This window comes from Pectobacterium carotovorum (assembly GCF_033898505.1).
GTDB lineage: Bacteria > Pseudomonadota > Gammaproteobacteria > Enterobacterales > Enterobacteriaceae > Pectobacterium > Pectobacterium carotovorum_J.
Genome location: NZ_JAXAFK010000002.1, coordinates 345557 through 358309 on the forward strand (window position 1 = coordinate 345557; position 12753 = coordinate 358309).

Genomic DNA, 12753 nt, shown 5'->3' on the forward strand with positions numbered 1-12753 from the left:
TAAATCGCTGTAATGCTTTTGTATTGATATGAGAAACTGTCGTAAAGTGCGTTTGACGCTCCCTGTATTGCATGACGATGAGGAACCCTGATGGGGCAATCCGATAGCTTTGATGGACTCTCCGAATTTCTGGCGATAGCGAAACGATTGAGCATTCGCAAAGCGGCGCTCGATCTCGGTAAGACGCCGGGATCGGTGAGTTTGTCGCTCCAGAGACTGGAACATCGTCTCGGTGTGCCCCTTTTCCACCGCACGACGCGCAAGATGGCATTGACGGAAGCGGGAGAAAATCTGCTGCTGAGAATCGGGCCTGCGGCACAGGCTATCGCGACAGGTTTTGAAGATGTGGCTCAATCGGCAAAAAAACCGTCGGGAACGTTGAAGCTGCTCGTAGAACGCCTGGCATTGCCCCATGTTATCGAGCCGCTCATCCCTGCATTTCGTCAGGCGTGGCCGAATTTGCATGTCGATATCACGGTGAGTAATCGTCACGATAACTTCGTCTCTGAAGGCTATGACGCCGGTATCATGATCGGTTCATACATCGAGCAGGATATGATCGCGATACGACTTTCCCCGCCCTTTAAGTGGGCGGTATTTGGATCGCCGGACTATTTTAAAACGCACGGCAAACCTAAAGTCACCCGCGACTTAATGCATCACGAATGCATTCGCTTTCGCCGTCCTGAGAAGGGCGATATTTACCGGTGGGAATTTATCGAAAATAAGGAAAGCGTCAGAATTGAGCCAACGGGTACGGTGACGGTGAACGATGGGGAACTGATGCGCAGCCTCGCGGTTCGGGGCGTCGGGTTAATTTACTCCTCCACCTTCCATACCTCACGTGAACTGGCAAACGGCACGCTGGAAGCGGCGTTACTTGATCTCTCGCCGGGCAACGACGGCCTCTTTCTGTATTTCTCCAGAGCTGCAAGGAACCAACCCAAACTGCGTGCGTTTATCGACGTGTGTTCGCAGGTCATTAAGACGTGAATGCGTTCTCTGAATCCTTGCGCTGTGCAAATAACTGGTAAAGCCCCCTTTATCAGAGGGCGAGCGTGCAATCACTTAATTTCAACGTTGACCTTATGCTCTTCCCACGTCGACTTATCGAAAGGCTGACCATAAATCAGTTTCAGCGTACCTTTGCCGGATGCTTTACCAATGAAATAAAAGGTCTGTTCACCGCCGCAGCCGACCATTCCCTCTTTGCACTCCTTCGACTGCTGGTAGCGACTGGAAACGAAAATCAGCTCACTGGGAAGGCTTTCCAGCATCCAACTGTATCCTGTTGTCGGATTGGCTTCGAGCGATAACCTGACCTCTTTGCCCGCTGTGCCGTCCAGATTTTTCGCGTTTTCCGCGGCATGGACGCCAGCAGAGACAAGCATCACCACGCCACTCAAAGCGCAGGTTAATATTTTATTCATGAGTCCCTCTCAGGTCGTTATGGTAAGTCACACCATTTTTTATAGTGTATAACCCTAAAAAAGAAAGTGATAACGGCATATTAGAAAAACAGCAGGCATGGCGAGCATCGCGTTTGTCGGGGAATGTTCAGTTGTGGCTAAAATATATAATTCATTGATTAATTTAATGGTTAGATAGAGTAAAAGTTGTTGCTGATGGTCATCTGGAGGTATAATTTTTATAATTTTTTTACACCTTATCCGGCTAAAATGCTTTGACAAGTTTTGCCGAACGTGAATTCATGTCTAATGACAACATCTAATCCGCATCTTTCACACCCAAAATATCGCCCTGACATTGACGGGTTAAGGGCTGTAGCCGTTCTATCCGTCGTTGCTTTTCACGCCTTTCCTGCCTGGATGAAAGGTGGTTTTATTGGTGTCGATATCTTTTTTGTTATCTCCGGTTTTTTGATTTCCACGATTATTTTTGAGAATTTAGACAAGGGAACCTTCAGCTTTTCCGAGTTCTATGCACGTCGTATCAAGCGGATATTTCCTGCTTTGCTACTCGTGCTATCGGCCTCTCTTATCTTTGGCTGGTTTGCTTTACTTGCGGATGAGTATAAGCAATTAGGCAAACATACCATGGCAGGGGTTGGCTTTGTTTCCAACCTCGTGCTCTGGGGCGAATCTGGCTATTTTGATAATGCCGCAGAAACTAAGCCGCTTTTGCACTTGTGGAGCTTAGGTATAGAGGAACAATTCTATTTTCTCTGGCCTTTGCTGTGTTGGGTGTTTTGGCGAATGAATTTTCGCCGAATTGCCTTGTTGCTTAGCTTTATTTTGGCCTCCTTTGTTCTGAATATTTACATGATAAGGAGTGATGGCGTCGCGACGTTTTACTCTCCATTAACGCGTTTCTGGGAGTTGTTGTTCGGTAGCTTGTTGGCGTTTATCGTTCTTTATCACAAGGGTTTTGTCGATAGATTTCAAAAAAATCAGTCTTTGATAAACGGTTTGTCACTCTTTGGTTTTTTGATCTTGGGTTTTGGCTTTTTATCCATCAATAAAAATGCATACTTTCCTGGTTTTTGGGCTCTGATTCCCGTTATTGGTGCGGTTCTAATCATTTTTGCCGGCCCTAATGCGATGCTCAATCGTTTGTTTTTGAGCAATAAGATAGTAGTTTGGTTTGGTTTAATCAGTTTCCCTTTGTACCTATGGCATTGGCCGTTATTGACCTTTTTGAGAATTGTAGAAAGAGGCACGCCAGATCGTTTTTTGCGATTAGCCGCTGTCTTTTTATCGATCTTATTGGCCTGGCTTACGTATAAATTTGTTGAGGGAAAAATAAGAAAATCAAAGGGATATAAATTTGTTGGTGCGTTGATTTGTCTCAGCATCGTGCTATTTTTATCCGGCTCTGCTGTTTTTTATAAAGATGGATTTGCAGAACGCAAGGCTGTGACAACGAGTGATTTTACCAAAGAGGTTCAGTATCAGTTTATGGGACCAATATGGGCCTATACAAAGAATGATACTTGCCTGTCTGAATACCCTTATAAAGATCAGAATAATCTAGCTTGGTGGTTCTGCATGAAGAGTGGAACTAAGCCGCCAACAATTCTTCTTTTGGGTAATAGCTACGCAAACCAGCTCTATCCTGGGTTCGCTAAAAATGAAAAATTGAAGCACCAGACTATCCTTTCGATAGGAACGTGTGGGGTTGGTTTTGATAACTCTGGTGACGATCCGAGAAGCCCTTGCTATGGCTCTAGGATAACCGATCAAGAAAAATTTATTGATGACATTATCAAGAGAACGCCATCCATAAAATTTGTTATTTTAGACGGTTTGTCACGACAGCCCTCTAGCGATGAGATTGCCAGAGTGATTCAACGCATCGACTTCCTTGAAAAACAGGGTGTTAAGGTCATTATTTTTACGCCACACATAAGACCGGGCTTCCATCCAAAGGCCTGCTTTAAATCGCCCCTTAAACAGCATCCAAAGGATTGCTTGGTTTCCTCTGATGTTCGGAGTTCTATTCTGAAAGATTTCAGCCCACTGCTCGTGGCGGTTAATAAAACCCACCCCGGCGTGCTTGTTTTTGAACAGAACGATGTATTCTGCGATAGAAAGGACGGTAAATGTTCTTATGTTAAGAATGGCCTTCCATTATATCGTGACGAGGGCCATACCTCAGAATATGCTTCACTGCTGCTTCAGGATTACTTTACTAAGTGGGCATCGAGTCATGTTCCAGAGATTCTCGACTCAGCGCCTGCTGATAATTAAGCGTGTGAGTGCAGCTGTTTAGCTTCGCACTTGTGTTGAGGTAGTCGACTTTTCAGCTGGTATTTTTCTAATACCAGCCCATTCAGAGATTCACGGAACGCTTGCTGGTATATTCATGCAGCAAGCGTTCCGTGGTTCATGTAGTTTTATTCGGTGTTCTGAGCGAGTAAAAATCCAGCCTTTCTGTCCGTTATTTCCGGTTAAATCCTTCAATAAAAGCATTCTGGCTTACCCGATTTGATAAACATCAAGCCACGCCATTGGCATGATAATGGCCGATATGGCTAATATCATGATGCGTTTCTCTCAATCGAGAGGCTGGTCAGTTGATGCGAGTGAGCAGGGGGGAAAGGGCTGTGATGGCATTTGCTAACCACTCGTCCCGCTTGAAATATCCCCGAAAAAACAAAGGAGCTGCGCTATTAACGCAACTCCTTGAATTTGGTGGCCCCTGCTGGACTTGAACCAGCGACCAAGCGATTATGAGTCGCCTGCTCTAACCACTGAGCTAAGGGGCCGAATGGGCGATGATTATACGGTAATGTGCGGGGGGAGGTCTATAGCCTATCTGCCGGGTGGTGGTTTTATACTCAAGATAGCTTGTTGTTATTCTTATCAGAATTTACGATGTCTGTAGTCAATGAAAGTAGGGAAAGACATGATTACCGATATTCTGGCCATGAATCTTCAGGTGGTTTTCTGCGGCATTAACCCCGGGCTGTCGACGGCCCATCACGGTTACCACTTCGCGAACCCCAGCAATCGCTTCTGGAAAGTGATTCATCAGGCGGGTTTTACCGAGCGGTTGCTGACGCCCGCCGAAGAACAGCATCTGCTGGACACCGGATGCGGCATCACCATGCTGGTGGAGCGCCCAACGGTTGAAGCTACTGAGCTGGGGCGAGACGAGCTGCTGCAAGGCGGCAATGCGATTCTCGAGAAGATGGAACGCTATCAACCGCGTGCGCTGGCCGTGCTGGGGAAGCAGGCGTTCAGTCAGGCGTTTGGTATCAAAAAGGTCTCATGGGGGCGTCAGGCGCTACGTATTGGCGAAACCCAGGTTTGGGTGCTGCCGAACCCAAGTGGGCTAAATCGTGCGACGCTGGAGTCGCTGGTGGCGTCATATCAGGAATTGCATCAGGCGTTGCAGGATAACGTATAAATTCAATCTGAGCGTTCTGACAGGCAAAAAATAACCCCGGCGGGCCGGGGTTATTTATCATGTAGTTATCTGAAGTGCGGATTAGCTGAGGAGTGAATTAATCATCCAGGAAGCTACGCAGCACTTCGGAACGGCTTGGGTGGCGCAGTTTACGCAGCGCTTTCGCTTCGATCTGACGGATACGTTCACGCGTAACGTCAAACTGTTTGCCCACTTCTTCCAGCGTATGGTCGGTGTTCATATCGATACCGAAACGCATGCGCAGGACTTTCGCTTCACGCGCGGTCAGGCCAGCCAGTACGTCGTGTGTCGCAGAACGCAGGCTTTCCGACGTCGCGGAATCCAGCGGCAGCTCCAGCGTCGTATCTTCAATGAAATCGCCCAAATGTGAATCTTCATCATCACCAATCGGGGTTTCCATTGAAATCGGCTCTTTCGCGATTTTCAGCACTTTACGGATCTTGTCTTCCGGCATCAGCATACGTTCAGCCAGCTCTTCCGGCGTTGGCTCACGACCCATTTCCTGCAACATCTGACGAGAGATACGGTTCAGTTTGTTGATCGTCTCAATCATGTGTACCGGAATACGGATGGTACGCGCCTGATCGGCGATAGAACGGGTGATCGCCTGACGGATCCACCAGGTTGCATAGGTCGAGAATTTGTAACCACGGCGATATTCAAACTTATCTACCGCTTTCATCAGACCGATGTTACCTTCCTGAATCAGGTCGAGGAACTGCAAACCACGGTTGGTGTATTTCTTCGCGATAGAAATAACCAGACGCAGGTTGGCTTCCACCATTTCTTTCTTGGCGCGACGCGCTTTCGCTTCACCAATCGACATACGGCGGTTGATGTCTTTAACCTGCTCGATCGTCAGGCCGGTTTCTTCTTCGATCTGTTGCAGTTTTTGCAGGCTGCGGGTGACGTCTTCTTCTACATCATTCAGCTTTTCAGACCACGGTTTGCCCATGGCGACGGCTGCTGCGAACCAGGTGCTGTTGGTTTCATTGCCGGTGAACATGGTGACGAAGTTTTTCTTCGGCATTTTGCACTGTTCAACACACAGTTTGATGATCAAACGTTCCTGAGTACGGACGCGATCCATCATGGAACGCATGCTGTTAACCAGGAAATCGAACTGTTTCGGCACCAGACGGAACTGTTTGAAGACTTCAGACAGGTTCAGGATTTCCTGTACTGCCAGCGCATGGCTGCGGCCGTGCTCTTTGATCACCTTGCGGGTGGTTTCATATTGCTCACGCAGCTCGGTGAACTTCTCACGCGCCAGTTCAGGATCGATGCTGTTGTCGTCTTCAGAATCTTCGTCGTCTTCAGACTCTTCGTCGTCATCGTCCATTTCTTCGCTCGAAAGCTCGGAGCCCACGTGCGTCGCGGTAGGGGCGATGTCTTCTTCCGCATTAGGATCGACGAAGCCGGTGATCAGGTCGGACAGGCGGCTTTCGCCCGCTTCAACGCGATCGTATTGTTCCAGCAGGTAAGTAATGGCTTCAGGATACTCGGCAACAGAGCACTGAACCTGGTTGATACCGTCTTCGATACGTTTGGCAATATCGATCTCGCCTTCACGCGTCAACAGCTCAACGGTACCCATTTCACGCATGTACATGCGAACCGGATCGGTAGTGCGACCAATTTCCGATTCAACGCTGGATAGAACCTGCGCAGCAGCCTCTGCCGCATCTTCATCGGCATCATTGGTGTTTTCGGCCAGCAACAGATCGTCTGCATCCGGTGCTTCTTCCATCACCTGGATGCCCATGTCGTTAATCATCTGGATGATATCTTCGATCTGATCCGAGTCGATGATATCTTCCGGCAGATGGTCATTGACCTCAGCATAGGTCAGGTAGCCTTGCTCCTTACCACGGGTGACAAGCAGCTTCAGCTGTGACTGCGGGTTTTGCTCCATAAGACGGTATCCACACTTCAGAGTATTTGGGTTGGTGTCGGTCAGCGTAGTTCGCTAACAATAGCATTAGGGGTATTTTTCTTATCGCCGCGGCCCCTGTAGCGGCTCTTTGCAGGGCTCAACCCTGCTATTTATCGGCAATTAAGCCTCTGTATCAGTGTTTTCTGGTCAACGCCAGTTGCAACGACCAAAGCTCTTTTTTTTCTTTGGCGTTGAGCCCGTGCGTTCTGTCACGGGCAATCAATGTTTCTTGTCGCTGTTTCAACAGCTGATCGTAGAGCTCTGCCAGACTGATTCTGAACTTCTCGTCGAGCTCTTCCTCTACGATCATATGGTTCCATGAAGCCATGGTTTCAAGCTGCTTGCGGTACTTGCTGTCACGATATTTTTCCAACAGCAGACCCATGTTCATTCCCGGGCTGGCGTTGCAGGTTTTCACCAAATCCTGAAACAGCGATAAACCAGCCACTTTGTCTTCTTCAATCCCTTCCAGCGCAAGGTCAGGAACCTCTGCCGCCAGCCTTGGGTTTTGTACTAAAAGTCCTATAAGTATACGCATAGTTGTGACTTTTAGTTGCGGCGGCTGGTAAGGCTGCGCCTGCTCTGCCACTTTAGGCAGTAGCCTGTCCAATTGGCTGTCGTCCAAAATACCCAGCTTGTTGCCGAGCTGCTGGCGCAAATACAGCCGCAGCGTTTCTCCCGGTACCTGACCTATCAGCGGCAGCGCCAGCGTGCTGAGCTTGGTACGGCCATCGGGTGAACTCATATCCACCTGCTGTTGCAGCGTCTCAAACAGAAACTGCGACAGCGGCAGGGCTTGTTCCATGCGCTGTTCAAAGGCGGCTTTGCCTTCTTTACGTACCAGCGTGTCGGGATCTTCACCGTCTGGCAGGAACATAAAGCGTAGCTGACGACCATCGTTCAAATAGGGTAGCGCAGTTTCCAGCGCGCGCCATGCCGCTTCGCGTCCGGCACGGTCTCCGTCGTAACAACACACCACTAGATCGGTGGCGCGAAATAGTAACTGAATGTGATCGGCTGTGGTGGAAGTACCCAGCGACGCCACTGCATAATCAATACCAAACTGCGCCAGCGCCACCACATCCATATAGCCTTCGACAACCAAGAGTCGCTTTAGCTCAGCGTGGCTTTGCTGCGCTTCATACAGGCCGTACAGTTGGCGACCTTTATGAAAAATCTCTGTTTCCGGCGAGTTAAGGTACTTTGGCGTACCGTCGCCTAATACTCGTCCGCCGAAGGCAATCACTCGCCCCCGTTTGTCGCGGATGGGGAACATCACTCGCTCGCGGAAGCGGTCATACGTTCGGCCCTGATCGTTAGTCACCAGCATGCCGGCATCGTTCAATGTGCTGCGGTCATCATTATTGCGGCCAAAGCGCTTTAAAACGTTATCCCAGCCGGGCGGGGCGAAGCCGATAGCAAAATGGCTGATAACCTCTGCGCTTAAACCGCGCTGTTGCAGATACTGCAACGCTGGCGTACCGGCTGACTGGCTTAGTGCTTGTTGATAGAATCCGCTGAGCTGTCCCATCAATTCGTACAGGCTTTGCCGTTGGTGACGCTCTAACTGGGTTGGGCCAGTGCCGCTTTCATAAGGCACTTCGAGGCCGTATTGGGTGGCCAGTTCTTCAATGGTTTCAACGAATTCGAGACGATCGTAATTCATTAAAAAATCAATGGCGTTGCCGTGTGCGCCACAACCAAAACAGTGGTAGAACTGCTTATCACCGTTTACGGTGAATGAGGGGGTTTTTTCGTGATGGAATGGACAGCACGCATGGTAGTTTTTGCCCTGCTTTTTCAGTTTGACGCGCGCGTCAATGAGATCGACGATGTCGGTGCGAGCCAGCAGGTCATTAATAAATACGCGTGGGATTCGTCCAGCCATAAGCCCCTGATATATATCTTTCTGTAAGGTGGTTACATTGGATATAGCTTATAAACGACAACAAGCCGCGCTTCCTTTCGGAAAGCACGGCCTTCGTATGCAACTGCTAAGTCTGCGGATTAATCACGCGTTGGAGGGAAACCCTCCTGAAAATTAATACAGACGAGTGCGGCGTGCGTTTTCTCGAGCCAATTTCTTCGCGTGACGTTTCACTGCAGAAGCTTTAGCGCGCTTACGTTCGGTCGTTGGTTTTTCATAAAACTCACGACGACGAACTTCAGCCAAAACACCTGCTTTTTCACAGGAACGCTTGAAGCGACGCAGAGCTACGTCGAACGGCTCGTTTTCACGTACTTTAATTACCGGCATGTGCCTCTCACCTCAATAAATTCGGTTTGCCGCTGGCCTTGTGCCAGCCTTTTCAAAATGGTGCGGAATTCTACTGCAAACGTGGCGTCTTTGTAAAGCATTGTGGTGATCATAAAACACCCAACCGCGGCCAGCGCAGAAATCAGGGCGCTTATGGTAGACTATCCACAGTTTGAAGCAAGCGGCATTCAACGAGCGCTTGTATCGTCATCAAAGTAGGAACAGCAATGCGCGTATTGGGTATCGAAACATCCTGTGATGAAACTGGCGTGGCCATTTATGACACCGAAACCGGTTTGCTCGCCAATCAGTTATACAGCCAGGTCAAATTACATGCTGATTACGGCGGCGTAGTGCCTGAGCTTGCCTCACGCGATCACGTGCGTAAAACGGTCCCGTTAATTCAGGCGGCGCTGCGTGAAGCCGGGTTGCAGGCAAGCGATATCGATGGCGTGGCTTATACCGCCGGTCCTGGTTTGGTTGGCGCGTTATTGGTGGGGGCGACAGTCGGCCGCTCTCTGGCGTTTGCCTGGAATGTGCCGGCGATTCCTGTTCACCACATGGAAGGGCATTTGCTGGCGCCGATGCTGGAAGACAATCCACCGGCGTTTCCCTTCGTGGCGCTGCTGGTTTCTGGTGGACATACGCAGCTCATCAGCGTGACGGGCATTGGTGAATACCGTTTGTTGGGCGAATCGATTGATGACGCGGCGGGCGAAGCGTTTGATAAGACGGCTAAACTTCTGGGGCTGGATTACCCCGGTGGCCCGATGCTGTCGAAAATGGCGCAGGCGGGTGATTCCCAGCGCTTTACGTTTCCTCGCCCAATGACCGATCGTCCCGGTCTGGATTTCAGCTTCTCTGGGCTAAAAACGTTTGCTGCTAATACGATTCGTAGCAACGGTGATGACGATCAAACGCGTGCCGACATTGCTCGCGCATTTGAAGATGCCGTTGTAGATACGCTGGCGATAAAATGTCGGCGTGCGCTGGATGAAACGGGCTTTAAGCGATTGGTCATGGCTGGGGGCGTGAGTGCAAACCGGACGCTGCGCCAGCGCTTAGGCGAAGTGATGGCGAAACGGGGCGGCGAAGTGTTTTATGCGCGTCCTGAATTCTGCACGGATAATGGTGCGATGATTGCCTATGCGGGCAGCGTCCGTCTGGTGCATGGTGCCAGTCAGACGCTGGGAGTATCTGTTCGACCACGTTGGCCGTTGGCTGAATTGCCTGCGGTGTGAGCGTTTTGGTAATAATCGCTACGTGTAGCGTGCCTACACGTAGCAAAGAAAACGTAGCGAAAAATACTCAGTAAAAAACGAGTAATAAAAACGGTAGGCGAGAGGGGAGTTACAGCTCTTGTTCGAATAGCACCAAAATAGCTTCGTAAAGCTGTTTGACGCTGAAGCCTCTTGCCGGGGTGGTGAAGATCGTGTCATCCCCCGCGATGGTGCCGAGAATTCCTTCGGACTTCCCGAGTGAATCCAGCAGGCGGGCAATGAGCTGCGCGGCTCCAGGGCTGGTATGGATGACGATGACCGCATCGTTATAGTCCACGTCCAGTACAAGATTCTTCAACGGGCTGGAGGTCGTAGGAACGCCGAGTTCGGCTGGGAGACAATACACCATCTCCATTTTGGCATTACGTGTGCGCACGGCGCCAAATTTCGTTAGCATGCGTGACACCTTGGATTGGTTGATATTTTCAAATCCTTCGTCTTGCAATGCCTGAACAATTTCACTTTGAGAACTGAACTTCTCTTCCTTTAACAGCGCTTTGAACGCTTTAACGAGGTCTTCTTGTTTTGTCGAATTTCGCATTCTGCACCGGATTAATTGTTATGGTTAATCCACCTATTATGCAGTTGTGTGAATTTTTATGCAATTAAATCGCCTATAATTCCAGTCTATTTCACCAGATATGTGCTAGTCGCTGTTTTCACAAAAATTTGGCTCCCGGTGAGTCCGGAAAATGCGTCCTGCGTCACATAAAAGTAAATCAAATGTTATCAGAATGATGTTGTTTGGACGCCATCGATCGGTGTAATGTAGCGCACAGGTTAATTGCACGTGAATGAACACCGCGTTATAGCTCAATAGCTTATTAACTTTACTTACCTTTCAAACGAATGGTTGTTTTTGATTTATTATTAGAGACATAGCGTATTTTTTGTCTCTCATGTCATTTGCAGAAAGATGAGTAGACTGATCTTATCCCCATTTTTTATATTCTGTTTATAACCAAATGAATTCACGGCACTTTTTTATTTTACGATAATAAGGAGTTTAGGATGAAAGTTGCAGTTCTCGGAGCAGCAGGTGGTATCGGTCAGGCACTCGCACTCCTCCTCAAAACCCAGCTTCCTTCAGGTTCAGAACTATCCCTTTACGATATCGCTCCGGTCACGCCGGGTGTTGCAGTCGATCTGAGCCATATTCCTACAGCAGTGAAGATCAAAGGCTATAGCGGTGAAGATGCTAAACCTGCGCTTGCTGGCGCGGATATCGTGCTGATCTCTGCCGGTGTGGCGCGTAAACCTGGTATGGATCGTTCCGATCTGTTCAACGTCAATGCGGGTATTGTGCGTAATCTGGTTGAGCAAATCGCGGTTACCTGCCCGAAAGCCTGTATCGGTATTATCACTAACCCGGTGAATACGACCGTTGCCATTGCAGCAGAAGTGCTGAAAAAAGCCGGCGTGTATGACAAAAACAAACTGTTCGGTGTTACCACGCTGGATATCATCCGTTCCAACACGTTCGTTGCTGAGCTGAAAGGCAAACAGCCGCAGGATATTAATGTACCGGTTATCGGCGGACACTCTGGTGTGACGATTCTTCCACTGCTGTCTCAAGTTCCTGGTATCAGCTTCAGCGAGCAGGAAGTGGCCGATCTGACCAAGCGTATTCAGAATGCGGGCACCGAAGTTGTTGAAGCCAAAGCGGGTGGCGGATCGGCAACGCTGTCTATGGGTCAGGCTGCTGCACGCTTTGGTCTGTCTCTGGTTCGTGCGCTGCAAGGTGAAAGCGGTGTGGTGGAATGTGCATACGTTGAAAGCGATGGCAAATATGCCCGCTTCTTCGCTCAGCCGGTGCTGTTGGGCAAAGGCGGCGTTGTAGAGCGTAAAGACATCGGCACATTAAGTGCTTTTGAGCAAAACGCGCTTAACAGCATGCTGGATACGTTGAAGCAGGATATTGAGCTAGGCGAGACGTTCATCAAGAATTAATCATTGAGATTCTTGTAATACGTGACGTTGAATAAAAAGCCGGAGATCGATATCTCCGGCTTTTCTTTTTAATCGGGGCGGATGAGTTTTTTTCTGTCGATAAGCTCATTGGTTTCCGGATCGTAGTACCGGCTGGGCCAAATCTCTGATGGGTGAATACTCAGCGCATCGGCAATAAGCCATTCCCCTTTGGGCCAGGGGCGTGATAGCGCGTTAGCTAACGTAGATGAGCTTAATCCGGCCGCTCGCGATACCGCCGCCAGCGTCGTGTTTTTCTTGCGCAGTGCAGCAATGATATCAGCGGGATGCCAGTCTTGTTTCCTTAAAATCATATTCCTTCCCTTATTTGCTATAAGACGACTGTAGATTAGTGGTATAAATAACGGATGTTAGTTATATGCCGAGCTAACATGACATTATTATTTGGAAATAATATA

The 12753-nt window shown here is 49.2% G+C and carries 11 protein-coding genes and 1 tRNA gene; 5 read left to right on the top strand and 7 right to left on the bottom strand.

What is annotated here, in order from left to right; genetic code table 11:
- Positions 1-90 precede the first annotated feature (90 nt).
- Positions 91-993, top strand: a complete 903-nt coding sequence (locus R9X49_RS13565; RefSeq protein WP_319848909.1) for a LysR family transcriptional regulator — start codon at positions 91-93, stop codon at positions 991-993.
- A gap of 71 nt (positions 994-1064) precedes the next feature.
- Here the strand turns inward: R9X49_RS13565 and R9X49_RS13570 are convergent, their stop codons facing one another.
- Positions 1065-1430, bottom strand: coding sequence for a protease inhibitor I42 family protein (locus R9X49_RS13570; RefSeq protein WP_319848911.1), 366 nt, complete (start codon positions 1428-1430; stop codon positions 1065-1067).
- Between the two features lie 288 nt (positions 1431-1718).
- Between R9X49_RS13570 and R9X49_RS13575 the strand changes: the two genes are divergently transcribed.
- Complete coding sequence (locus tag R9X49_RS13575) at positions 1719-3710, top strand: acyltransferase family protein (protein ID WP_319848912.1); 1992 nt, start codon at positions 1719-1721, stop codon at positions 3708-3710.
- Between the two features lie 442 nt (positions 3711-4152).
- Here R9X49_RS13575 and R9X49_RS13580 read toward each other — a convergent pair.
- A tRNA-Ile gene (locus R9X49_RS13580) sits at positions 4153-4228 on the bottom strand.
- A gap of 140 nt (positions 4229-4368) precedes the next feature.
- Here R9X49_RS13580 and mug point away from each other — a divergent pair.
- A complete protein-coding gene (gene mug / locus R9X49_RS13585; protein ID WP_319848913.1) occupies positions 4369-4872 on the top strand; it encodes a G/U mismatch-specific DNA glycosylase in 504 nt (167 codons plus the stop codon).
- 97 nt (positions 4873-4969) lie between these two features.
- Here mug and rpoD read toward each other — a convergent pair whose 3' ends face one another.
- From rpoD to rpsU, 3 genes are all read right to left on the bottom strand, one after another.
- Positions 4970-6808 carry an RNA polymerase sigma factor RpoD gene (gene rpoD, locus R9X49_RS13590; RefSeq protein ID WP_319848914.1) on the bottom strand — a complete coding sequence of 613 codons (1839 nt, stop codon included), beginning with the start codon at positions 6806-6808 and terminating at the stop codon, positions 4970-4972.
- A 154-nt stretch (positions 6809-6962) separates the two neighbouring features.
- Positions 6963-8717 (bottom strand): DNA primase, encoded by a 1755-nt coding sequence (gene dnaG / locus R9X49_RS13595; RefSeq protein ID WP_319848915.1) that lies wholly within the window; start codon positions 8715-8717, stop codon positions 6963-6965.
- 153 nt (positions 8718-8870) lie between these two features.
- Positions 8871-9086, bottom strand: a complete 216-nt coding sequence (gene rpsU, locus R9X49_RS13600; RefSeq protein ID WP_001144069.1) for a 30S ribosomal protein S21 — start codon at positions 9084-9086, stop codon at positions 8871-8873.
- Between the two features lie 227 nt (positions 9087-9313).
- Between rpsU and tsaD the strand changes: the two genes are divergently transcribed.
- A complete protein-coding gene (gene tsaD / locus R9X49_RS13605) occupies positions 9314-10327 on the top strand; it encodes a tRNA (adenosine(37)-N6)-threonylcarbamoyltransferase complex transferase subunit TsaD (protein ID WP_319848917.1) in 1014 nt (337 codons plus the stop codon).
- A gap of 109 nt (positions 10328-10436) precedes the next feature.
- On the opposite strand, the gene argR is transcribed toward tsaD, so the two are convergent.
- Complete coding sequence (gene argR / locus R9X49_RS13610) at positions 10437-10907, bottom strand: transcriptional regulator ArgR (protein ID WP_012773258.1); 471 nt, start codon at positions 10905-10907, stop codon at positions 10437-10439.
- Between the two features lie 470 nt (positions 10908-11377).
- Here argR and mdh point away from each other — a divergent pair, with 470 nt between their 5' ends.
- Positions 11378-12316: a malate dehydrogenase gene (gene mdh, locus R9X49_RS13615; RefSeq protein WP_319848918.1), complete on the top strand. Its 939-nt coding sequence runs from the start codon at positions 11378-11380 to the stop codon at positions 12314-12316.
- Positions 12317-12384: 68 nt separating this feature from the next.
- On the opposite strand, the gene R9X49_RS13620 is transcribed toward mdh, so the two are convergent.
- Complete coding sequence (locus R9X49_RS13620; protein WP_180742891.1) at positions 12385-12648, bottom strand: helix-turn-helix domain-containing protein; 264 nt, start codon at positions 12646-12648, stop codon at positions 12385-12387.
- Positions 12649-12753: the final 105 nt, after the last annotated feature.